Annotated in this window: 23 protein-coding genes; 9 read left to right on the top strand and 14 right to left on the bottom strand. The window is 60.0% G+C overall.

Features of this window, described 5'->3' with window-relative positions:
* Position 1: 1 nt before the first annotated feature.
* Both ribF and murJ read right to left on the bottom strand, forming a co-directional pair.
* Positions 2-940, bottom strand: coding sequence for a bifunctional riboflavin kinase/FAD synthetase (gene ribF / locus CAG25_RS18785; protein WP_007959537.1), 939 nt, complete (start codon positions 938-940; stop codon positions 2-4).
* A gap of 129 nt (positions 941-1069) precedes the next feature.
* Positions 1070-2608, bottom strand: a complete 1539-nt coding sequence (gene murJ / locus CAG25_RS18780; RefSeq protein ID WP_085612613.1) for a murein biosynthesis integral membrane protein MurJ — start codon at positions 2606-2608, stop codon at positions 1070-1072.
* Positions 2609-2860: 252 nt separating this feature from the next.
* Here murJ and rpsT point away from each other — a divergent pair, with 252 nt between their 5' ends.
* Complete coding sequence (gene rpsT, locus CAG25_RS18770; RefSeq protein ID WP_003228351.1) at positions 2861-3133, top strand: 30S ribosomal protein S20; 273 nt, start codon at positions 2861-2863, stop codon at positions 3131-3133.
* Between the two features lie 125 nt (positions 3134-3258).
* Here rpsT and CAG25_RS18765 read toward each other — a convergent pair whose 3' ends face one another.
* From CAG25_RS18765 to rplU, 5 genes are all read right to left on the bottom strand, one after another.
* The gene (locus CAG25_RS18765) at positions 3259-3723 is read right to left on the bottom strand and encodes a CreA family protein (protein WP_085612612.1); all 465 of its coding nucleotides are present in this window, start codon (positions 3721-3723) and stop codon (positions 3259-3261) included.
* A gap of 11 nt (positions 3724-3734) precedes the next feature.
* On the bottom strand, positions 3735-4853 hold the full coding sequence (gene proB, locus CAG25_RS18760; protein WP_039771715.1) for a glutamate 5-kinase: 1119 nt from the start codon (positions 4851-4853) through the stop codon (positions 3735-3737).
* A 137-nt stretch (positions 4854-4990) separates the two neighbouring features.
* A complete protein-coding gene (gene cgtA / locus CAG25_RS18755) occupies positions 4991-6214 on the bottom strand; it encodes an Obg family GTPase CgtA (protein ID WP_039771717.1) in 1224 nt (407 codons plus the stop codon).
* A 193-nt stretch (positions 6215-6407) separates the two neighbouring features.
* Complete coding sequence (gene rpmA / locus CAG25_RS18750; RefSeq protein WP_003228360.1) at positions 6408-6665, bottom strand: 50S ribosomal protein L27; 258 nt, start codon at positions 6663-6665, stop codon at positions 6408-6410.
* Positions 6666-6700: 35 nt separating this feature from the next.
* The gene (gene rplU / locus CAG25_RS18745; RefSeq protein WP_003228361.1) at positions 6701-7012 is read right to left on the bottom strand and encodes a 50S ribosomal protein L21; all 312 of its coding nucleotides are present in this window, start codon (positions 7010-7012) and stop codon (positions 6701-6703) included.
* A gap of 241 nt (positions 7013-7253) precedes the next feature.
* Here rplU and CAG25_RS18740 point away from each other — a divergent pair, with 241 nt between their 5' ends.
* The 3 genes from CAG25_RS18740 to CAG25_RS18730 all read left to right on the top strand — a co-directional run bounded on the left by CAG25_RS18740 (position 7254) and on the right by CAG25_RS18730 (position 9154).
* Complete coding sequence (locus CAG25_RS18740; RefSeq protein ID WP_007950962.1) at positions 7254-8222, top strand: polyprenyl synthetase family protein; 969 nt, start codon at positions 7254-7256, stop codon at positions 8220-8222.
* Positions 8223-8347: 125 nt separating this feature from the next.
* Positions 8348-8689: a zinc ribbon domain-containing protein YjdM gene (locus CAG25_RS18735; protein WP_007950963.1), complete on the top strand. Its 342-nt coding sequence runs from the start codon at positions 8348-8350 to the stop codon at positions 8687-8689.
* A 207-nt stretch (positions 8690-8896) separates the two neighbouring features.
* Positions 8897-9154: a hypothetical protein gene (locus CAG25_RS18730; RefSeq protein WP_007950964.1), complete on the top strand. Its 258-nt coding sequence runs from the start codon at positions 8897-8899 to the stop codon at positions 9152-9154.
* A gap of 49 nt (positions 9155-9203) precedes the next feature.
* Here the strand turns inward: CAG25_RS18730 and CAG25_RS18725 are convergent, their stop codons facing one another.
* From CAG25_RS18725 to CAG25_RS18715, 3 genes are all read right to left on the bottom strand, one after another.
* Positions 9204-9821, bottom strand: coding sequence for an FKBP-type peptidyl-prolyl cis-trans isomerase (locus CAG25_RS18725; protein WP_007950965.1), 618 nt, complete (start codon positions 9819-9821; stop codon positions 9204-9206).
* Positions 9822-9947: 126 nt separating this feature from the next.
* On the bottom strand, positions 9948-10253 hold the full coding sequence (locus CAG25_RS18720; RefSeq protein WP_085612611.1) for a DUF6482 family protein: 306 nt from the start codon (positions 10251-10253) through the stop codon (positions 9948-9950).
* 135 nt (positions 10254-10388) lie between these two features.
* Positions 10389-10877, bottom strand: a complete 489-nt coding sequence (locus CAG25_RS18715; protein WP_007950967.1) for a TIGR00645 family protein — start codon at positions 10875-10877, stop codon at positions 10389-10391.
* A 162-nt stretch (positions 10878-11039) separates the two neighbouring features.
* On the opposite strand from CAG25_RS18715, the gene CAG25_RS18710 reads away from it, so the two are divergent.
* Entirely contained in the window at positions 11040-12869 is a 1830-nt protein-coding gene (locus CAG25_RS18710; protein WP_085612610.1) for a hypothetical protein, read from the top strand.
* Positions 12870-12890: 21 nt separating this feature from the next.
* Here the strand turns inward: CAG25_RS18710 and CAG25_RS18705 are convergent, their stop codons facing one another.
* Both CAG25_RS18705 and CAG25_RS18700 read right to left on the bottom strand, forming a co-directional pair.
* The gene (locus CAG25_RS18705; RefSeq protein ID WP_007950969.1) at positions 12891-13220 is read right to left on the bottom strand and encodes a hypothetical protein; all 330 of its coding nucleotides are present in this window, start codon (positions 13218-13220) and stop codon (positions 12891-12893) included.
* Between the two features lie 243 nt (positions 13221-13463).
* Complete coding sequence (locus CAG25_RS18700) at positions 13464-15902, bottom strand: Lon protease family protein (RefSeq protein WP_064599543.1); 2439 nt, start codon at positions 15900-15902, stop codon at positions 13464-13466.
* A 300-nt stretch (positions 15903-16202) separates the two neighbouring features.
* Here CAG25_RS18700 and CAG25_RS18695 point away from each other — a divergent pair, with 300 nt between their 5' ends.
* The 4 genes from CAG25_RS18695 to CAG25_RS18680 all read left to right on the top strand — a co-directional run bounded on the left by CAG25_RS18695 (position 16203) and on the right by CAG25_RS18680 (position 19643).
* On the top strand, positions 16203-16691 hold the full coding sequence (locus tag CAG25_RS18695; RefSeq protein ID WP_007950971.1) for a DUF3015 domain-containing protein: 489 nt from the start codon (positions 16203-16205) through the stop codon (positions 16689-16691).
* A gap of 92 nt (positions 16692-16783) precedes the next feature.
* A complete protein-coding gene (locus CAG25_RS18690; protein ID WP_085612609.1) occupies positions 16784-18637 on the top strand; it encodes a DUF4105 domain-containing protein in 1854 nt (617 codons plus the stop codon).
* A gap of 84 nt (positions 18638-18721) precedes the next feature.
* Positions 18722-19078 carry a hypothetical protein gene (locus tag CAG25_RS18685; RefSeq protein WP_007950973.1) on the top strand — a complete coding sequence of 119 codons (357 nt, stop codon included), beginning with the start codon at positions 18722-18724 and terminating at the stop codon, positions 19076-19078.
* Between the two features lie 70 nt (positions 19079-19148).
* Positions 19149-19643: a GreA/GreB family elongation factor gene (locus CAG25_RS18680; protein WP_085612608.1), complete on the top strand. Its 495-nt coding sequence runs from the start codon at positions 19149-19151 to the stop codon at positions 19641-19643.
* Positions 19644-19653: 10 nt separating this feature from the next.
* Here the strand turns inward: CAG25_RS18680 and gdhA are convergent, their stop codons facing one another.
* Together gdhA and ettA are read right to left on the bottom strand one after the other, a co-directional pair.
* Entirely contained in the window at positions 19654-20991 is a 1338-nt protein-coding gene (gene gdhA / locus CAG25_RS18675) for an NADP-specific glutamate dehydrogenase (RefSeq protein ID WP_085612607.1), read from the bottom strand.
* A gap of 193 nt (positions 20992-21184) precedes the next feature.
* A complete protein-coding gene (gene ettA / locus CAG25_RS18670; RefSeq protein WP_007950976.1) occupies positions 21185-22849 on the bottom strand; it encodes an energy-dependent translational throttle protein EttA in 1665 nt (554 codons plus the stop codon).
* Positions 22850-23111 lie beyond the last annotated feature (262 nt).

Below are 23111 nucleotides of genomic sequence, written 5' to 3'. Positions count from 1 at the left end.
ATTAGCGATGGGCGCTAGGTGCGGCTAGTGCACGGGCGGCGGCGACATCCGCGCTGATCGCCGTTTTCAATGCCTCCAGGGAGGCGAAACGCTGCTCTTCACGCAGCTTCTGGTGGAAAACCACCGTCAAACGCCGGTCATACAGATCGCCGGCAAAATCTAAAAGATGGACTTCAAGGTGGGCCTTGCCATCACCTTGGACCGTGGGCCGCACGCCGATATTGGCGACGCCGGGCCAGGTCTTGCCGTCGATGTCGACGTCGACCAGGTAAACCCCGGTGAACGGCACGCGACGGCGTTTCAGTTGAATATTCGCCGTGGGTGTACCCAGTTGGCGGGCCAGTTTCTGGCCATGCAGCACGCGGCCGGCAATCCGGTACGGACGACCGAGCAGACGTTCGGCCAGCGCGAAATCGGCGGCGGCCAGCGCGTTGCGCACCTGAGTGCTGCTGACGCGAATGCCGTCCAGCTCGACGGTTTGCGCGGCTTCGACGGTAAAACCGTGAACCTGCCCGGCCTGCAACAGGAAATCGAAATCGCCGAGGCGGTCGCAACCGAAGCGGAAATCATCACCGACCTCCAGATGCTGCACGCCGAGGCCATCGACCAGGATGGTATCGACGAACTCGCTGGCGCTGAGCTTGCTCAAGCGCTGGTTGAAGGCCAGACACAAGACCCGGTCGACACCTTCGGCGGCCAGCAGTTGCAGCTTGTCGCGCAACCGGGCCAGACGCGCCGGCGCGGTCTCCGGGGCGAAGAATTCCCGTGGCTGCGGCTCGAAAATCACCACGCAGCTGGGTACGCCCAACTCGAGCGCACGCTCACGCAGTCGGGCCAGGATGGCCTGATGACCACGGTGAACACCGTCAAAGTTGCCAATAGTGGCGACGCAGCCCCGATGCTGGGGGCGCAGATTGTGGAGGCCTCGAACCAGCTGCATAACGCGCTTCTTGCTCATAAAGTGGCCGATTATAACCACACCCGACGGCCGACGACAGGCAACACCGTAACCCAAAGTGATCGAGCCGACAAAACTGCCGGCTCGCGCCCGTCTTTCAGGGGTGAAACCTCAGCTCAAGGCCTTGCGATTGAAGTCGCGCAGGCGGAAACCGAGCAACAGCAACATGCCGAAATAAGCAACCACGCCGGCAACCACCAGCACCCCCAGGCGCAGGAAGCGTTCAAGCATGTGGCCCTGATCCCACGCGGGCATGAAATGCATGCCGATCAACAGCACCGCCGACATCACCGCCACCGCGACCAACAGCTTGGAACCGAACTTCAGCCAGCCCGGCTGCGGTTGATACATCTGCTGCTTGCGCAGTTGATAGAACAGCAGTCCGGCGTTCAGGCAGGCACCGGCGCTGATCGCCAACGCAAGGCCAGCGTGCGCCAGCGGGCCGATCAACACCAGATTGAACAACTGCGTGACCACCAGGGTGAAGATTGCGATTTTTACCGGTGTACGGATGTTCTGTTGCGCATAGAAGCCCGGAGCCAGCACCTTGATTACGATAATCCCGAGCAGACCGACAGAATAGGCAATCAATGCCCGCTGCGTCATCTGCGCGTCAAAGCCGCTGAACTGGCCGTACTGGAACAGCGAAACGGTTAACGGTTCTGCCAGGATACCCAGCGCCAGCGCGCATGGCAGCACCAGCACGAAGCACAGGCGCAGACCCCAGTCGAGAATCCGCGAATACTCGTGGCGATCCTTGCTCGCATAGGTCTTGGCCAATGTCGGCAGCAGGATCGTGCCCAGCGCCACACCGAGCACACCGGACGGCAGCTCCATCAGACGGTCGGCGTAATACATCCACGACACCGAGCCCGCCACCAGGAACGAGGCGAAAATAGTGTTGATGATCAGGGAAATCTGGCTGACCGAGACGCCGATGATGGCCGGCAACATCTGTTTCATGACCCGCCAGACACCGGTATCGCGCAGATTCAGGCGCGGCAGTACCAGCATGCCGATCTTTTTCAGGTGCGGCAGTTGGTAGAGCAACTGTGCGAGGCCGCCGACCAGCACTGCCCAGCCGAGGGCCATGACCGGTGGATCGAAGTACGGCGTCAGGAACAGCGAAAACACGATCATGCTGACGTTGAGAAGGGTCGGCACGAATGCCGGCACCGAGAAACGGTTCCAGGTATTGAGGATCGCCCCCGCCAGGGAAGACAGGGAGATCAGCAATATATAAGGGAAGGTCACTCGCAGCAGGTCGGAGGTCAGCTGGAATTTTTCCGGGGTATCGGTGAAACCCGGCGCCGTGGCCCAGATCACCCAGGGCGCGGCAATCATGCCCAGTGCGGTGACCAGCGCCAGCACCAGCGTCAGCAGACCGGAAACGTAGGCAATAAAGGTGCGGGTCGCCTCTTCGCCCTTCTGGCTTTTATATTCGGCCAGGATCGGCACAAAAGCCTGGGAAAATGCGCCCTCGGCGAAAATCCTGCGCAGCAGATTGGGCAGTTTGAAGGCGATGAAGAAGGCGTCGGTCGCCATTCCGGCGCCGAAGGTGCGGGCAATGAGCGTGTCGCGAACAAACCCGAGAATCCGGGAAAGCATCGTGATAGAGCTGACGGCGGCCAACGATTTGAGCAGATTCATTGAAGGAATGTGTGCCTGTCGATAAACAGCAGGCGAATAACGCGCCCACTTGTGCGATACTCCGCGCCGCAACAGCACAGAGCCAAAGCTCGCGAGTTTACAGGTCACACGCCGGAAAGAAATATCCCGTCGCACCACGCCTACCACTTAGCGGAACGTTTCAAGCGCCCTTGACAAGACTTCAACTCATCGGCATGATTCGCGGCCTATTTTGTTTGCTATTTCCTAAAAAGTCTTTCGAGGAGCTCGACGGTGGCCAACTCACCTTCCGCCAAAAAACGTGCAAAACAGGCTGAGAAGCGTCGCAGCCACAACGCCAGCCTGCGTTCCATGGTTCGTACCTACATCAAGAATGTAGTTAAAGCCATCGACGCAAAAGACGCTGAAAAAGCTCAAGCTGCATACGTTCTGGCTGTGCCAGTTATCGACCGCATGGCCGATAAAGGCATCATCCACAAGAACAAGGCTGCTCGTCATAAGAGCCGTCTGAATGGCCACGTCAAGGCACTGAAAGAAGCTGCCTAAGCGACGTAGTCATTAAAAAACCGACCTCAGGGTCGGTTTTTTATTGCCTGCGATTTGCTGAAATCAAGGCCCAAAAAAGAGGAGCCAATCGGCTTGCCAATCGACTCCTCTTTTTTTACGCGTGATTAATGAGCTGACGCCCACGGCAGAATCGGAATCGCCGTCACCGCATTCTGCGGGCTACCCTCGATCAGACGATCACTGTAGACCAGATAGACCAGCGTATTGCGCTTCTTGTCGAGGAAGCGCACCACCTGCATGGTCTTGAACACCAGCGAAGTGCGCTCCTTGAACACCTCTTCACCATCCTTCAACTCGCCCCTGAAGTTGATCGGCCCGACCTGGCGGCAAGCAATGGACGCCTCGGCACGATCCTCCGCCAGACCCAACCCACCCTTCACACCACCGGTCTTGGCGCGCGACAGGTAGCAGGTCACACCCTCAACCTTCGGGTCATCGAATGCCTCGACCACAATCCGGTCGTTCGGCCCGACAAACTTGAACACCGTCGACACCTGGCCGATTTCCTCGGCCGAGGCCAGCAACGGCAACGCCACCAGCAAGCCCAACAATCCTTTTGCCATACGCATCGCGTTTTTCCTTACACCAGAATCAGGTTGTCACGGTGAACCAGTTCCGGCTCAGCCATGTAACCCAGCAAACCGACAATCGCATCCGACGACTGACCGATGATTTTTTGTGCTTCCAGCGCGCTGTAGTTGGCCAGGCCACGGGCAATCTCTCGACCGTCCGGCGCCACGCACACCACCATTTCGCCGCGACGGAAACTGCCCTGAACCAGCTTGACCCCGACTGGCAGCAGGCTTTTATTGCCCTGAGACAGAGCGGAAACCGCGCCATCATCCAGCACCAGCGTGCCACGGGTTTGCAGATGACCGGCCAGCCACTGCTTGCGCGCCGCGAGCATGCCGCGCTCAGGCGACAGCAGCGTACCAATCCGCTCACCCGCCTTCAGGCGATCGAGCACGCGCTCCAGACGCCCGCCGACAATGATGGTATGCGCCCCGGAACGCGCCGCCAGACGCGCCGCGCGCAGCTTGGTCTGCATGCCGCCACGACCCAATGCACCACCAGTACCGCCCGCCACCGCATCCAGCGTCGGATCATCGGCGCGCGCTTCGTAAATCAGCTGGGCGTCAGGGTTATTGCGCGGATCGGCGTCGAACATACCGTCGCGATCCGTCAGGATCACCAGCAGATCGGCCTCGACCAGATTGGCAACCAGCGCCGCGAGCGTGTCGTTGTCACCGAAGCGGATTTCGTCGGTAACCACGGTGTCGTTCTCATTGATCACCGGGATAACTTTCAGCTCGACCAACGCACGCAAGGTGCTGCGGGCATTCAGGTAGCGCTTGCGGTCAGACAGGTCGTCGTGGGTCAGGAGAATCTGCGCAGTATGCCGGCCATGCTCGGCAAAGCTCGATTCCCAGGCTTGCACCAGGCCCATCTGACCGATTGCTGCGGCGGCCTGGAGCTCGTGCATCGCACTGGGTCGCGCGGTCCAGCCCAGGCGACTCATGCCCGCCGCCACTGCCCCGGAGGACACCAGCACCAGCTCGACGCCGGCCTCGTGCAAAGCCACCATCTGCTCGACCCAGACACTCATTGCCGCGCGATCCAGCCCTTTGCCATCCGCCGTCAGCAAAGCGCTGCCGATCTTCACGACCCAACGCTGCGCACCTGTCACCTTGCTCCGCATCATCTTCAACCTTAGCTTGAGGGCAGCGCGACCTGGCACTGCCCGTGACGTTATTCGTGGTTCTTCGTGACCAACAATCGATTTCCAGATAATAAAACGCCGCTCGATTGAGCGGCGCTTAAGTTTACTGCAACGAATCAGTCACGCACGTAAATGATTTCCGGACCGTCTTCGTCATCCACATCTTCTTCGTCCCAGTCATCGTCGCCGATGTCGTGGACCGACTTCACGCCGCTGCGACGCAGGGCACGCTTGTCATCCAGCGCCTGCAACTGCGCACGGGCTTCGTCTTCGATGCGCTGATCGAGGTCGGCGAGCTCTTCCTTATAGGCCGGGTCATTGGCCAGGCGATCGGCACGATCTTCCAGATAACGCATGATGTCGCGCGTCAGGCGCTCGGTGCCCTCTTTGGCGATGGCCGAGATCACGTAGACCGGACCGGTCCACTCCAGACGATCGACGATTTCCTTGACCCGCGCTTCGTGCTCTTCTTCGAGGATCTGGTCGCACTTGTTCAGCACCAGCCAGCGATCGCGCTCGGCCAGCGACGGGCTGAATTTGATCAGCTCGTTGACGATCACTTCAGCGGCGTCCGGCGCACTGCTTTCATCCAGTGGCGCCATGTCGACGAGGTGCAGCAACAGACGGGTACGCGCCAGGTGCTTGAGGAAACGAATACCCAGACCAGCACCATCGGAAGCGCCTTCGATCAGACCCGGAATGTCGGCGATGACGAAGCTTTTCCAGCGATCGACGCTGACCACACCGAGGTTCGGCACCAGGGTGGTAAACGGGTAATCGGCAACTTTCGGCTTGGCAGCCGACACCGAGCGGATAAAGGTACTTTTACCGGCGTTCGGCAGACCGAGCAGACCGACGTCGGCCAGCACTTTCATTTCCAGTTTCAGGTCGCGCTGCTCGCCCGGCTTGCCCGGCGTAGTCTGGCGCGGCGCACGGTTGGTACTGGATTTGAAACGGGTGTTACCCAGACCGTGCCAGCCGCCCTGCACCACCATCAGTTTCTGACCGGCCTTGGTCAGGTCACCGATGACTTCCTGGGTGGCAGAGTCGATCACGGTGGTGCCGACCGGCACGCGCAGGATCAGGTCTTCACCCTTCTTGCCGGTGCAGTCGGTGCTGCCGCCGTTGGAGCCACGCTCGGCATCGAAGTGCCGGGTGTAACGGTAGTCCACCAGGGTGTTGAGGTTTTCGTCGGCCATCATGTAGATGGAACCGCCATCACCGCCATCACCACCGTTCGGGCCGCCGTTTTCAATGAATTTTTCCCGACGAAAACTCATGCAGCCATTGCCGCCGTCGCCAGCCTTTACGCGGATCGATACTTCATCAACAAACTTCATAACCAACGCCTCTCGCCGTACGGACGAGCCGAAAAACAATCAAGACATAAGACTCTTGCAAAAATGAGCGCAGCGACCCCAATCCACGACCTGCATCGCACGCCGGCAGCCCATACAAACAGCTTTGCAAGAGACTCACCCCACAAACGAAAAAGCCCCGTCGCAAGACAGGGCTTCTCCAGCACTCTCGCAGTTAGGCTGCGACAACGCTCACGTAACGACGACCGAAGGCGCCTTTTACTTCGAACTTGATCACGCCTTCGATTTTCGCGAAGAGGGTGTGATCTTTACCCATGCCAACGCCGTAGCCAGCGTGGAATTGGGTGCCGCGCTGACGCACGATGATGTTGCCGGCCTTGATGACCTGGCCGCCATACATCTTCACGCCAAGGCGTTTGGCTTCTGAGTCGCGACCGTTACGGGTACTACCACCAGCTTTTTTGTGTGCCATGAGTTCAATTCTCCTAGTGAGGAATTAGGCTGTAATTAAGCCTGAATACCGGTGATTTTGATCTCGGTGAACCACTGGCGGTGGCCCATACGCTTCATGTGGTGCTTACGGCGACGGAACTTGATGATGCGGACTTTATCGTGACGACCTTGGGAGATCACTTCAGCCTTGACGGTTGCGCCAGCAACAACAGGTGCGCCGATGTTCACGTCGTCGCCGTTGGCGACCAACAGAACGCGGTCAAAAGTCACGGATTCGCCAGTGGCGACTTCCAGTTTTTCGATCTTCAGGTATTCACCTTCAGCGACCTTGTATTGCTTACCGCCGGTAACGATTACTGCGTACATGGTATTTCTCCGATAATCCTGCTCACCCAGCTCTTTATAAGAAGAGGTATTGGCTGGCATGGCTGCATGGGGCTGGAACGGCCCAAGTGCAATTGCGTAAGGCAGGTGCTGCCCAGGAAGTTCAGGGTGCGCGATTGTACGCAAGCCTTCGAAGTCATGCAAGGGGCCGTCCATCGCGCCTTGACAGGCCCGGACGTGGGTCCTAGCATGCCGCGCAACCCTTCTGGAGCACCTGTCGCTGATGCAACCCCAAGCTTTCTACCGCGCGGTGGCGGACGATTTTAGCGCCGTCGACGGCATCATCAAGAAGCAGCTGACTTCCCGAGTGCCGCTGGTATCGAAAATCGGCGATTACATCACGTCGGCCGGCGGCAAACGCCTGCGTCCTTTATTGGTGCTGCTGTGTGGCAAGGCCCTGGGTCGCGAAGGCGACGACATGCGCCTGCTGGCCGCCACCATCGAATTCCTGCACACCGCCACCCTGCTGCATGACGACGTGGTCGACATGTCCGGCATGCGCCGTGGCCGTTCCACCGCCAACGCCATGTGGGGCAACGCCCCGAGCGTACTGGTGGGCGACTTCCTGTACTCGCGTTCGTTCGAGATGATGGTCGAACTGGGCTCGATGCCGGTGATGAAGATCCTGTCCCAGGCCACGCGCATCATCGCCGAAGGCGAAGTGCTGCAACTGTCCAAGGTTCGCGACGCCAGCACCACCGAAGAAACCTACATGGAAGTCATCCGCGGCAAGACCGCGATGCTCTTCGAGGCTTCGACCCACAGTGCCGCGGCGCTGGCCGGTGCCACCGCCGAGCAGAGCGAAGCCCTGCGCACCTTCGGCGATCACCTGGGCGTGGCGTTCCAGCTCGTCGACGACCTGCTCGACTACAAGGGCGACGCCGAAACCCTGGGCAAGAACGTCGGTGACGATCTGGCCGAAGGCAAGCCGACCCTGCCGCTGATCTACACCATGCGCGAAGGCACGCCAGAGCAAGCCGCACTGGTACGCCAGGCAATCCAGAAAGGCGGGATCGAAGACCTGGAAAGCATCCGCATCGCCGTGGAAGCCTCCGGTTCGCTGGAATACACCGCGCAACTGGCCCGTGATTACGTGGCCCGTGCGATCAAGTGCCTCGACGCGCTGCCGGCCAGCGAATACCGCGATGCGCTGGTTGAGCTGAGCGAGTTCGCGGTCGCCCGCACGCACTGATCAGCATCGCGTCATCTAAAAACCGCAGCCTCCGTTGGAGCCTGCGGTTTTTTGTTGCCTGCCATCGGCGGCTAAAACCCTATACAATGTGCGACTTTTAGCGATCCCCTCTCCAAGGAGCCTTAGTGAGCACGTTGCCACCCTGCCCGAAATGCAATTCCGAATACACCTACGAAGACGGCACCCAACTGGTGTGCCCGGAGTGCGCCCACGAGTGGTCTGCCGGCGGTGAAGCCGAAGTGGCGTCCGATGATGCCGTGAAGAAAGATTCGGTTGGTAACGTCCTGCAGGACGGCGACACCATCACCGTGATCAAGGACCTGAAGGTCAAGGGCACCTCGCTGGTGGTCAAGGTCGGCACCAAGGTCAAGAACATCCGCCTGTGCGATGGCGATCACGACATCGACTGCAAGATCGACGGCATCGGCCCGATGAAACTCAAATCCGAGTTCGTCAGAAAAGTCTGAGTCTGCTGTCTTCCATCCCGCGCCCGCCGTGGGATGGAGCTTCGCCCTTCCCCGCAATCCCCAACAAATCCTCGCAATAGCCAAACGCCAGCCGTTTTGACCTTACGCAATCTTTACCCGCAAAAAATCACAAACCGCCAATAGGCGCTTGCTATTTGACGAATAAGAATTATTCTCATTGAAACCCTTTCAATGGAGATGAGACCCATGACTTATTTGATCGACGCCTGGCTGGATCGCCCGCATCCGTACCTCAGGATCCTGCATCGGGAAACCGGTGAAGTCTGTGCCGTACTGGAAGAAGAAGCCCTGCATGAACTGCAGGATCAAGGGGATCTGGATGTCAGCGGCCTGAGTTCCAGCGAGCCCTTGGTGCTCAAGGAGCTGGTGCGCAATCTGTTCCTGTTCTGCTATGCCCGGGCCTTGCGCCCGACCAGTGAACTGCACAACAAGATCGAAGTATGAGAACGGCGGAGAAACCCTGCACAAGCCACGCTTGTGCAGGGTAACGGGATTACAGAACGTCGAGCAGCTCGACGTCGAACACCAGAACGCTGTGCGGCGGGATGCTGCCAACGCCTTGAGCGCCGTAAGCCAGTTCGCTCGGCACGTACAGACGCCATTTGCTGCCGGCATTCATCAGTTGCAGGGCTTCGGTCCAGCCAGCGATAACGCCGCCAACCGGGAATTCAGCCGGCTGGCCACGCTCGTAGGAGCTGTCGAACACAGTGCCGTCGATCAGCGTGCCGTGGTAGTGAGTACGCACGGTGTCTTCACGGGATGGCTTGGCGCCTTCGCCCTGCGTCAGCACTTCGAATTGCAGACCGGAGGCCAGGGTGGTGATGCCTTCTTTCTTGGCGTTTTCAGCCAGGAATGCCAGGCCTTCGCCAGCGGCGGCTTCAGCCTTGGCAGCGGCTTCGGCTTGCATGATCTCGCGGATCACCTTGAAGCTGGCGGACATGGCTTCCTGGCTTACACGGCTTTCCTTACCGGCGAATGCGTCGGTCAGACCGGCCAGGATGGCGTCCAGGCTGACACCCGGTGGCGGGTTGTCGCGCAGCTGGTCACCCAGCTGACGGCCGATACCGTAGCTGACGCGGGTTTCGTCGGTGGACAGATTTACTTCGGACATGACACTGCTCCGCTGTGCGGACGGCCTCAGGACCTGCCGTGCGTACACAGCGCGTCCCGGCGCGCCCGGAACCAAAAGGGCGAGCAGACTAGCACAGATGTTCCGGCATTGATCAGGCCCCAGGGCCTACAGCGCGGATCGCCAGGCCAGCGGCACCTTCAGGCTTTCTTCGCCACTGGCGCCAAGACCGCACATTTCATCGTGCACCGAGGTGTGTACCAGGTTGAACGGCAGCACCGGAAAGTTATGCAGTAGATCCCGGGCATGCTCGACCGAACGCAGCGTCAGCATATTCCCCTGCGGATCGCTCAGCGGATACGCCGCGCCATGCATCCGGGCCTCAAGCAGATAGATCCCGCCTTCCATGGAGATCAGGTTCAGTTCGTCGACCTTTCTGGCGACGGCAAACGCATTCAACTCTTGCAGGTTCATGAACGCACCTCACGCGGTGACGAGCCTAGAGACCTACAGGGATATGCCTCGGCGAATCAAAGTACAAGCCACAAACGACACCGCCCGTCTGTTTCGCAACAGACGGGCGGTTTTGTTACAGCAATCGTCAGCTCATCAGTGCTTGGTGAGCTTGTCCAGATAACCCATGGCAAACGCCGAGATCACGAAGGTCATGTGGATGATCACGTACCACATCAGGTGCTCGGGATCGACGTTCTTGGCATCCATGAAGATCCGCAGCAGGTGGATCGAGGAGATCGCCACGATCGACGCCGCCACTTTCATCTTCAGCGACGAGGAGTCCATGGTGCCCAGCCAGCTGAGCTTTTCCTTGCCTTCATCGATGTTCAGCTCGGAGACGAAGTTCTCGTAGCCGGAAATCATCACCATCACCAGCAAGCCGCCGACCAGCGCCATGTCGATCAGCGACAGCAGCACCAGAATCAGCTCGGACTCGGCCATGGAGAAAACGTTGGGAATGACATGAAACACTTCCTGGAAGAATTTCAATGCCAGCGCCAGCAGCCCCAGGGACAGCCCGATGTAGATCGGCGCCAGCAGCCAGCGCGTGGCGTACATTGCATTTTCGATAAAGCGTTCCATTGACTCTCACACAAGAAGGGTTGAAATCGGCGGCGAGTATACCAGCCGCCCATGACAGCCAGAAACCGCCCGGAAATCCGCCACCTGCGTGTGTGTGTCAAAGTTTTTCTGCTAGTGTCCAAACCATTGACAGCCCAGCGACAGTGCACAGGAAGACGGGAAATGGATGTGCGATTGCCGATAACGACTGCCGGAATTTGCTTTGCCCTGTTGCTTGGCGGGTGTTCGCCCGGCGATGAAAAGCCTGCCGTCAGCCTCGAGGAAAAGACTGCGCAGTTCGAGCAGTCGCTGGACGCCATCACCGACCCCAAACTCAAGGACGCCGTGACCGAACTCGGCGGTTCGCTGCTGTTGCTCGAACGCGCGCAACAGAAGCTCGACAATAAACCGTCCATTACCGAATACGGCGAAGACGCCCTCGGCGTGCTCAGGCACTACCCCACGCCGCAGACGCTGGTCGATACCTTCATCAACGGCCTGTTCGTGCTGCACAAGGATTCCAGTTCCGATTACCTCACCGATCTGCAACCGGTGTTCCCTTTCAATCTCAACATCCCCGGCGGCTTTCTGTTCCCCCATGGCGTGGAGTGGCACTCGGTCACCCTGAGCAACAAACGGGTGATTGCCTATCAACCGGAATGGTCGGAAACCGATCCGGGCATTCAGCTCAGTCCTTCCAGTTCCAACGTCACCAACCCCGATGACCTGACTGTCACTTACCCGTTCATCGAAGGGCTGAATGTCGACAAGAAGAACCTGCCGCGTCCGGTCAGCCTGCAAGGCCAGGTGGAAGTCATCGTCCCGAAACGCCTGCACAGTTTCAATCTGGATAAAAAGGACGTCGGCCAGACCCGCTCCGATGGCAACCTCAGCGTGACCTTGCTGAAACTGGACACACACTACGCCGAACTCGAGTTCAGCAACCAACTGCCGCTCGCCCCGGAAGTCGCCAATACCCGGCTCAATCCGCTGATCGTCCAGGCCCGCGACTCGACGGGCCAGTATCTGGTGCGGGCCGGCGCCATCAACGAAAACCCTGAGCAGGTGGCGTTCTATCAAAAGCAGCTGGCCTACCTGCAACAGCAAAAAGCCTGGAGCGAGACGCTGGAAAAAAAGCTGGACGATGAACAACAGGCCTTTGAACAGCAGCATCCGCGCCACTACAACAAGGTGTACTTCAACGGCCCGATCGACACCCTCGAAGTCAGCCTGCTGGATTTTTCCGAGGCGACCGTGACCCGCAAGGCGCTGGACTTGCCCGTGCGCGAATTCGATCCGCATACCACGGAAAAAACCGTGCAGCCGCTCGACCTGCCGATCACCGTCTACGATGACCTCGCGCCCGACTGGCTCAAGGGCGCGTCCCTGACTGAAGAACAGTTGAAAAGCGGCGTCCATATCCGCCAGTCGGTTGAAGAGCCGAGCGCCGCGCGGATCGAGTTCGACCACCGCAAAACCTTCAACGATGAAATGCTCGGCGACGACTTCAGCCCCGGCGAAAGCCCGGTGACGTTCTTCACTGAAAAACACAATGGCAAACTCGACGAGCCCATCGAACTGCCGCCCGAGGCGTATCAGGTCGACCCACTGCAGGCGACCATCACCTACGACCTGAACCTGTTCCCGGAAACCCCGGCGATTGCCGTCGGCTCGATGCCGTTGTTCCTGGCCACGGTGGACAAACAGGCTTATGAAGCCAAGGCCCTGCCTAAAGGTCTGGAAATCAGGAACAACGCGTTGGTGGTGGATTTGAAGCGATTCCCCGCCAACGAATGGCGATTCTTCGTCAAGGACGACAGCGGTCATTACCTGAAGCGGATTCTGTCGGTCAGCCACGACGCGAGCACGGAAGGGCCGGCGTTATTCGGCGTGCATTATTTCTACGGCCGTCCGACGCACGTGGAAACCTACCAGCGAACCGACCTCGCCACCGTGCAATACGGCTTTGAGGTCAAACTCGACAAGGCGCAGACCCAGGGCGCTGCGCCCTGATCGGCGCTGATGATCGGCACTCTAGTGATCGAAAGTGCCGATGCTGCGTCCGCGTCCACCGTTGATCTGCCGCAACTGCGCCTGCAGATGCAACGACCAGATCTGTGGATCATTGGCCAGTTCATAGCCGTGCATCGTCAGGCTTTCAACGATGGTGTCGAGAATCGACTCGGCGGCGATCGGTCCGTGGAACGGGCCCTGGGCCTTGATGGCGGAAGGTTGTTCACCGGCCATGCCGGCGGCGAAGAGCAACGTCCACATGCCGTTATCGCCAGCCAAAGGCTTGATGGCGCATTCGATACGGGTCACGAGACCCAGGCACTGACGGGTGAGGCAGAGGTTGCGCGACATGGCGGCGACCCTCGGTAAAGCCGGTGTTCAGCCCTTGCTGAAGAGCTGTTTCGATCCAGTGATACTGTCGATGTCCTTGAGCAGAGAATAGAAGAAAAGTCCGCCGCGCAAGCCGCACAGAACCAGAAGGCGCCGAATGGTCATTGTGTGAATATTGACGCCAGAGTGATGGCACTTTTGCCGACGTTCGCGACAAAACAAAAACGGGAGCCAAGGCTCCCGTTTTTTTGACTGCCGCCTGACTTAAGCCGGCTTGGCCTCCGCCAGCGCCTCCTGCGCCAGTTCCTTCTCGGCCTCTTTCAGATCCTCTTCACTGATCATCTCGGCAATCACCCGCAGACGCTCCACCACCCGCGCATTGACGCTGCCTTCCGGGAATTCGCCCTGTTCGTTCGGCTCACCGGCCGGCTCGCCTACCAGCAGGCTCAACGCTTCGTCGGCCTGACGCACCGCGTAAACGTGGAACTGCCCGGCACGCACCGCCGCCAATACTTTTTCATCAAGCATCAGCGTGGCAACGTTGGCCTGGGGAATGATCGCGCCCTGCTCGCCCGTCAGCCCGCGTGCTTCGCAGAGACGGAAGAAGCCTTCGATCTTCTCGTTGACCCCGCCTACCGCCTGCACTTCGCCGAACTGGTTGATCGAGCCGGTGATCGCGAAGCATTGCTTGAGCGGGGTTTTCGACAACGCCGAAATCAGTGTGCACGCCTCGCCCAGCGACGCACTGTCGCCATCGACGTAGCCGTAGGATTGCTCCAGCGCGATGCTCGCGGAAATCGCCAGCGGGAATTCCTGGGCGTAACGGCTGCCCAGATACCCGGTGAGGATCATCACGCCCTTGGAGTGGATTGGCTGACCGAGATTGACCTCCCGCTCGATGTCGACGATGCCGCTGCCGCCCGGGTACACCGTGGCGGAAATCCGCGCCGGCACGCCGAACGCCGAGTCGCCGACTTCGAGCACGGTCAGGCCGTTGCACTTGCCGACTGCGGCGCCGTCGGTGTCGATCAGAATGATCCCCGCCAGCATGTCATCGAGAATCCGCGCCGACACCCGGCCGGTGCGGGTGGCCTTGGCCTTGAGCGCACGCTCGATGTGGCCGGCGTCGGTCATTTCATCGTTGGCCAGATGCCGGATGAAATCCGCCTCGCTGACCAGTTGGAACAGATCACCGATCCGCGCCGACAAACGCCCCTGGTGTTCGGCCAGACGCGCACTGTAAGTCGCCAGGCGCGCCACCGCGTCGGCGGTCAGCGGCGCCATGCCCTCTTCCGAAGTTCGGGTTTTCAGCAACTGGGCGAACTGTTCCAGGCTTTCGTCGACCATAGGGATGTCTTCGTCGAAGTCCACCAGAACACGGAACATCTCCTGGAAGTCCGGATCGAGGTCCTGCAGCGTGTAATACAGTTGACGCGCGCCGATGATGATCACTTTGACCTGCAACGGAATGTGCTGCGGGTTGAGCGTCATGGTGGCGAAACGGCCCATCTCGCCCAGCGGCGATTCCATCTTCAGCTTGCGCGATTGCAGGGCGCGCTTGAGCGCATCCCAGACAAACGGCTCGCCGAGCATTTTTTCCGCTTCAAGAATCAGGAAACCACCGTTGGCGCGGTGCAACGCACCCGGACGCAACTGGCGATAGGTCGTGTAGAGCGCGCCCTGATCGGTGGTGTACTCGATGCGGCCGAACAGGTTTTCGTAGGTCGGATGCGGCTCGAAGACCACCGGCGCACCGCCGCTGGCCGGATGGCCGACCACCAGGCTCGGCGCATATTGCTCTTCCAGCAGCTTGCGCGCGACGGCGTCGGTCTTGCTGTCATCGACCAGTTGCTCGACCACGGTTTTCAGCAGATAGACCTGCATCGCTTGCAGGTAACCGCAGACGGCCGCATTTTCCGCGTACTTTTCCGACAGCGGTGCAAGCAAGGGCTGCAAGGCCAGGGTGATGGTTTCTTCGTTGAGCTGACGCAGCTGGTTGCTCGACTCGCGCTTCCATTGCGGCAGGCTGGCGAGCTCTTCGTTCAGGCGCTCTTCGAGGCCGGAGATGTCGTCATGAAAACGCTCGCGTTCGGCCTCCGGCAACTGGGCGAACTCGGCTTCGTCCAGCGCCTTGCCTTCGAGCATCGGGGTGAAGGCGATGTTGCTGCTGTCGCGATACAGGGCGACGTCTTTTTCCAAAGCCAGACGTTCGATGACATCCAGTGCCTTGTCGTAGCGCTGGTTGAAGGCGCGGTCGATGGCGCTTTTCTTCTGCTGGTAGGACGGGTGCTCGAACACCGCAGGAAAGGTCGCCAGCAGGTTGTCGATGAGGCCGTTGATGTCGCCGATGAAAGCAGCGGCGCTGCCCGACGGCAGCTCCAAAGCGCGGGGTTCGCGCGGCTCATCGAAATTGTTGACGTAGACCCAGTCCGCCGGGGTCTGCAGGCGTTTGCCTTCGGCCTTCAGGTAGCGTTTGACGAACGAGAAACGGCCGGTGCCGGGCTCGCCCATGACAAATACGTTGTAACCGGGGCGTGGCATGGCCACACCGAACTGCAAGGCTTCGACCGCACGTTCCTGGCCGAGCACACCGCGAAAGGGCTCCAGATCATTGGTGGTAGTGAAGCTGAACTGTTCAGCGGAAAACGGACGGGTCAGCGCTTCGGGCGCTAGACGCAAGCTGGCAGCAACAGGATCAGGCATCGGGCTTCCTTAACAATCAGGCGGGGCAGATAGCGGCATTCTGGCGCTGCCCGAGCCCCACTGGCAAGGCGCGCCACACGACAAAGCATAGACAACCGCCCTGCACGCGGCGCCGCCCCGTGAAACCGGGGTTTATTCCAAATATTGTGCAAAAACTCACGGAACCCTCGGAACGTGCCTAAACTCCAAACTGCGCGGCTGGAACTAATACCGGCCCACTGGCTTCGTCTGGATCTGTTTCGTACAGAGCTTGGGGGCCAGAACCCTGTCCATTGGTATGCACACAAAGAGAACAAAGCTATGAAACGGATTCTTCTCGGTACTCTCTTCACCGCTGTTTCCATCAACGCCATGGCGCAAGCTCCGGGCGGCCCGGATTGTGGTTGGGGCAACATGCTGTTCGAAGGTCAGCGTGGCACCCCGGCACACTTCCTGGCATCCACCACCAACGGCACCTCCGGCAACGCGACGTTCGGCATGACGTCCGGCACCAACGGCTGCTCCACCAACGCTTCGCTGACCTATGGCGGCAAATCCTGGTTTGCCATGAATGGCATGATGAACGAGCTGTCCGAAGACATGGCAAAAGGCAACGGCGAAGCGCTGACGACCTATGCCGTGGTATTGGGCGTGGCGCCGGAAGACCGTGCGCACTTCGCCGCCGTCACTCACGAGCACTTCCAGCAGATCTTCAGCAAGGCTGACGTGACCGCTGAAGACGTGCATACCAACACCCTGGCCGTCCTGAAGGCAGACCCACGTCTGGCCAAGTACGCGACTCAGGCTTAAGCTCGACCCACCCGCTTCCTTCGGGAAGCGGGTTTTATTTTTTCGGCCCGCCCTTCCCGGGCTTTGTTTCTTTTCGACTTAAGTTGCCATTTATGCTCAAACGCCTTGCCTGGCTGGCGCTGTGTGTCTGCGCCCCGCTGTCCGCCGCGCCTCACATCGACCCTCAACGTTTGCAGCAACTGGCCAACGACCGCTTCTGGATTTCCCTCGGTCATTACGAAACCGCCAAACTCGGTGGCTGGCGCAGCTACGTCAGCGACAAAAAATTCTTCCTCGCCCCTGACGGCAACGAACACCCCGACCATGAACTGGCCGCCACCGTGCAGGCGTTGTACGCCCCGGCCAGTCTCGGTGAGCGACACGCACAGTGCGTTTACCCGGCACGCACCCGCTGGTTGAAAGATCAACTCAACCTGACCGACCTGCCGACGCCGGACTGCGCCGAATTCAAGAAATGGTTCAAGGACGTCTCGCCCCACAGCGCGGTGATGATTTTCCCGGCGGCCTACCTCAACAGCCCGTCGTCGATGTTCGGCCACACCCTGCTGCGCATCGACCAGGCTGACGTACAAAGCGACAAGACTTCTCTGCTCAGCTACGCGATCAACTTCGGCGCCTATATCGAAGGCTCGGACAACAGCATCCTGTACGCCTGGAAAGGCCTGATGGGCGGTTATCCGGGATTGTTCGCGCTGGTGCCCTATCAGGAAAAACTCTCGGAATACCGCAGCCTGGAAAACCGCGACCTGTGGGAATACCGGCTCAATCTGACGCAAGCCGAAACCGCGCGCATGGTCGAGCATGTGTGGGAGCTGAAGCAGATCCAGTTCGACTATTTCTTCTTCGATGAAAACTGCTCCTATCGCCTGCTCGAACTGTTGCAGGTCGCGCGTCCGAGCCTGCGCCTGACCGAACAATTCCCGCTGACGGCGATCCCCACCGACACCGTCAAGGCGGTGAAGGAAGCCGGGCTGGTCGAGCACATCGAATACCGTCCGTCCCGCGAGCGCGAATTGCTCAGCCGTGCCGAGCCCCTGAGCGGCGAAGAACAGGACTGGGTGCTGAAAGTCAGCGCCGACCAGCAGCAATTGCAGGATCCAGCCTTCCAGGCCCTGCCCCGGGATCGCCAGGCGCTGATTGTTGACGCGGCGTATCGGTTGGAGCGCTACCGCGCCAACGGCCAGGAGCGTGATCCACAGCGTGCCCAGCGCAGTTTCGAACTGCTGCGGGCGATCAACAAGAACCCGGCGCCGGAGCTGCAGATTCCCCAACCGGGCCTGCCCGAGGACGGCCATGAATCGCGCACCTGGCAGGCCGGTGTCGGCACTCGGGGTGACCACGCGTTTGGCGAGTACGGCTTGCGCATGGCCTATCACGACCTCAACGACAACGCCGAGAGTTTCCCCCTCGGTGCCCAGATCGAAATCCTGCAGATGAAGCTGCGCCAGTACGAAGGCAATCACTGGCAGTTCCAGCAGCTGGATCTGGCGACCATCCGCTCACTGACGCCGCGCAACGCGCTGTTGCAGCCGCTGTCGTGGCAAGTCACCGGTGGTCTTGAACGCGTACCGGGCAAGCACGATGACGAGACGTTGGTCAGCCACGTCAACGGTGGCGGCGGCGGCACCTGGGCGTTGGGCGACGATGTGCTGGGTTTTGCCCTCGGCACGGTGCGCGTTGAACACAACAATGATTTCGCCGAGTTCGTTTCCCCCGCAGGCGGTTTCAATACCGGCGTACTGTGGAAAAACCCGTTGGGCAATCTCAGCGTGGAGGCCAAAGGCGATTACTTCTTCAATGGTGAAGTGCGCCGTAGCCTGAGCCTGAATCAGCAGTGGGAACTGTCGCGCAACCTCGGCCTGCGCCTGAGCGCCCAGCGTGAGTTCAGCCATCTGGCCACGCCGGAGACCGAAGTGATGCTGGAAGTGAAGTGGTATCACTACTGAGGTTTTGATCTTTCTTTCACGCCCCATCGACGAATCCGCTTCTAGACTTTCCTTATCAGCCGTTTGACGGCCCGGGAGAGTGTGATGTGGCGGTGTGCGGTGTTTGCGGGCGTGTTGCTGTTGCTGGGTGGCTGTCAGAGCACTCACGAAGACCTGATTGCCAAGGGTTATCCACCGGCGTTCGCCGACGGTTTCGATGACGGGTGCATCAGCGGTCGTCAGGCGGCCGGTTCGATCAGCGGCGAGTTTCGCAAGAATGTGCCGCGCTATCTCAAGGACAAGCAATACGCCGAAGGCTGGAGCGACGGCTTCCGCCAATGTCAGGCGATGCTGGAAAACAAGGATCGCGAACAGTATCGCAACGAGCACTGGGACGAACGCGAGCGCGCCTGGCAGCAGGAGAAGGATCAGGGCGCCGCGCGGGCTTATCGTTCGCAGTAGGTCGCTTCCAGACATCCAGCGAAACCTTTTGCCTGCGACCATGGCCCAACGGCTATAACAGGAGCCCACCATGAGTCGCGCTTTCGTCAACGAAGACAACGCTGCTGCGCAAGCCGATCAGCCGGTCGAGCGGCAGGTCAGCACACAGCCCAATTACGTCACGCCGCAAGGGTTTGCCCAATTGCAGGCAAAAGTCGCCGAGCTGCAAAGCCTGCACGCCGAGCAGTCGGCCAAGGGCGAACAGGCTGACAAACAGCGGCTGGCCGATCTCGAACGGGATTTGCGATATTTCAATCAACGGGTCGGCAGCGCTCAGGTCGCACCGGCCCCGACATCTACCGACAAGGTGCAGATCGGCGGCTGGGTGACCTACGCCGACGAACACGACACCGAGCACCGGGTGCAATTGGTCGGTGAAGACCAGGCCGATGCGGCCAACGGCCTGATCAACTGGGCCTCACCGCTGGGCCGTGCGCTGCTTGGCGCGCGGCTCAACGATGAAGTGCTGTGGCAGCGCCCGGCCGGTGATCAGCTGATTGAAGTGATCCGCATCGAGCGCTCTTGAACCCGGTTGCTTAAACCACGCCTTGGGCGAGCATCGCGTCGGCGACTTTGACGAAGCCGGCGATGTTCGCGCCTTTGACGTAGTTGATCCGGCCGTTTTCCTCGCCGTAGTGCACACAGGCGTGGTGGATCGACTGCATGATCCCGTGCAACTTGCTGTCCACTTCGCCCCCGGTCCACAGCAGGCGCATGGCGTTCTGCGACATCTCCAGCCCACTGACCGCCACGCCACCCGCATTCGAGGCCTTGCCCGGCGCAAACAGAATCCCGGCCTCGATAAAGATATCCACAGCCTCGAGGGTGGTCGGCATGTTCGCGCCTTCGGCCACGCAGAGGCAGCCGTTGCGCAGCAAGGTGCGGGCGGATTCGGCATCGAGCTCGTTCTGGGTCGCGCATGGCAGCGCGATGTCGCACGGCAACGACCATGGCAATTGACCGGCGCGGAACTCCAGGCCGAATGCTGCCGCCAATTCGCTGATCCGCCCGCGCTTGACGTTCTTAAGTTCCAGCAGCGCCAGCCACTGTTCTTCGCTCAGACCCGCCTCGCAATACAGCGTGCCTTCGGAGTCGGACAGGGAAATCACCTTGCCGCCCAGGTCCATCACTTTGCGAGCCGCGTATTGCGCGACGTTGCCGGAACCGGAGATCGCCACACGCTTGCCTTCGACGGTCTGCCCGCGACGCTTGAGCATTTCCTCGGCGAAGTACACGCAACCGAAACCGGTGGCCTCCGGGCGGATCAGGCTGCCGCCGTAGGTCATCCCCTTGCCGGTCAGCACGCTGGTGAACTGGTTGCTCAGGCGTTTGTACTGGCCGAACAGGAAACCGATTTCCCGTGCGCCGACACCGATATCACCGGCCGGCACGTCCACGTCGGCACCGATGTGCCGGTACAGTTCGCTCATGAACGCCTGGCAGAAACGCATGACTTCGGCGTCGCTCTTGCCCTTCGGATCGAAGTCCGAGCCACCCTTGCCGCCGCCCATGGGCAATGAGGTCAGGGAGTTCTTGAAGGTCTGTTCGAAGGCGAGGAATTTCAGCACGCCCATATTCACCGAAGGATGGAAGCGCAAGCCGCCCTTGTACGGGCCGATGGCGCTGTTCATCTGGATGCGGAAACCGCGATTGACCTGCACCTTGCCCTGATCGTCGACCCACGACACCCGGAACACCACCGCCCGCTCCGGCTCGCAGATGCGCTCCAGAATCCCCGAGGTCAGATAGTGCGGATTGGCTTCGAGAAACGGCCACAGGCTGCGCAGGACTTCTTCGACGGCCTGGTGGAATTCGGGTTGATCCGGATCGCGTTTTTTCAGACGGGCGAGGAAGGATTCGACGGATTCGATCATGGGGAAAGTCTCGGCAAATTTGTTGTCGTTGGAGGAGATTGAGCCGGACTGTAACAAACGACATGTGCACAGCAACAGACAAAAATGTCGCATTTATGAAAACAAATAGTACACAAGGTATAAAACAGTCTGCATTGCAGGCAAAAAAAAGCGGAGCCCGAAGGCTCCGCTTTTTCATGCAACCAACCCGTAATCAGGCCAGTTTCTTGTGGCGTACCCGGTGTGGCTGGGCCGCTGCTTCGCCGAGGCGCTTTTTGCGATCGGCTTCGTACTCGGTGTAGTTGCCTTCGAAGAACACCGCTTGCGAGTCGTCTTCGTACGCCAGGATGTGGGTAGCGACGCGGTCAAGGAACCACCGATCGTGAGAGATCACAATGGCGGCGCCCGGGAAGTCCAGCAGGGCTTCTTCCAGGGAACGCAGGGTTTCAACGTCGAGGTCGTTGGACGGTTCGTCGAGCAGCAGGACGTTGCCGCCCTCCTTCAGGGTCAACGCCAGGTGCAGACGACCGCGCTCACCACCGGACAGGTCCTTGACGAACTTCTGCTGATCGCCGCCCTTGAAGTTGAAGCGACCGACGTAGGTACGCGACGGGATCTCGTAGTTGCCGATGCGGATCTGGTCCGAACCGTCGGAGATCTGCTGGAACACGGTCTTGCTGCCGTCCAGGTCTTCGCGGCTCTGGTCAACGCAGGCAAGCTGCACGGTTTCGCCGATCTCGATGCTGCCGGAGTCCGGGGTTTCCTTGCCCATCAGCATGCGGAACAGGGTCGACTTACCGGCACCGTTACCGCCGATCACGCCGACGATGGCGCCTTTGGGCATCGAGAACGACAGGTTGTCGATCAGTACGCGATCGCCATAGCCCTTGGTGACGTTCTTGAATTCGATGACCTTGTCGCCCAGGCGCGGACCGGCCGGGATGTAGATCTCGTTGGTTTCCGAACGCTTCTGGAATTCCTGCGACTGCATTTCTTCGAAGCGTTGCAGACGAGCCTTGGATTTCGACTGGCGGGCCTTGGCGCCTTTGCGCACCCACTCCAGTTCTTCCTTCATGGCTTTTTCGTGAGCCGATTGCTGCTTGGATTCCTGGGCCAGACGATCGGACTTGGCTTCCAGCCAACCCGAGTAGTTGCCCTCGTAAGGAATGCCCGCGCCGCGGTCGAGTTCCAGAATCCAGCCGGCAACGTTGTCCAGGAAGTAACGGTCGTGCGTGATCGCTACCACAGTGCCCGGGAAGTCGTGCAGGAAGTGTTCGAGCCACGCAACGGAGTCGGCGTCCAGGTGGTTGGTCGGTTCGTCGAGCAGCAGCATGTCCGGGGCGGACAGCAGCAGACGGCACAAGGCCACACGACGTTTTTCACCACCGGACAGGTGTTCGACCTTGGCGTCCCAGGCCGGCAGACGCAGCGCATCGGCGGCGACTTCCAGCTGGCGCTCCAGGTTGTGACCGTCGCTGGCCTGCAGGATCGCTTCGAGCTTGGCCTGTTCGGCGGCCAGCTTGTCGAAGTCGGCGTCCGGGTCGGCGTAGGCGGCGTAGACCTCGTCCAGACGCGCTTGGGCATCCTTGATCACGCTGACCGCTTCCTCGACCACTTCACGCACGGTCTTGGTCGGATCCAGTTGCGGCTCTTGCGGCAGGTAACCGATGTTCAGTTCCGGCATCGGGCGCGCTTCGCCTTCGAACTCGGTGTCGACGCCGGCCATGATTTTCAGCAGCGTGGATTTACCCGAACCGTTGAGGCCGAGTACGCCGATCTTGGCGCCGGGGAAGAAAGACAGCGAAATGTTTTTCAGGATTTCCCGCTTCGGCGGAACAACTTTGCCCAGCCGATGCATGGTGAAGACGTATTGAGCCATGGAGAACCTTGGGTCAGTGACAGATGAATGATTGGAGCGCAGGCGATGCCCGGCCAGACCGATGCGCGTCGTTCACTTGATGGTCATCAATGCGTGCGCGCTGAAAAAGTCTGAGTCTAGGAGCTGGAACGCTCCCGCGTAACCGGCAAAGCTACCTGAATGACGGAAGGCAGTCCAGCCGAGTGGGGCTGGCACTTCGCCACAACTCAAGGCATGCTAGCCGCCCCTTGGGCGTCCGGCTTATAGTGCACGTCGCGCCAGT

This window comes from Pseudomonas sp. B16(2017), assembly GCF_002113205.1.
GTDB classification, from domain to species: Bacteria; Pseudomonadota; Gammaproteobacteria; order Pseudomonadales; family Pseudomonadaceae; genus Aquipseudomonas; species Aquipseudomonas pharyngis.
Note: the sequence above shows the minus strand (reverse complement) of the source record. Positions and strands in the feature narration are given on the sequence as shown.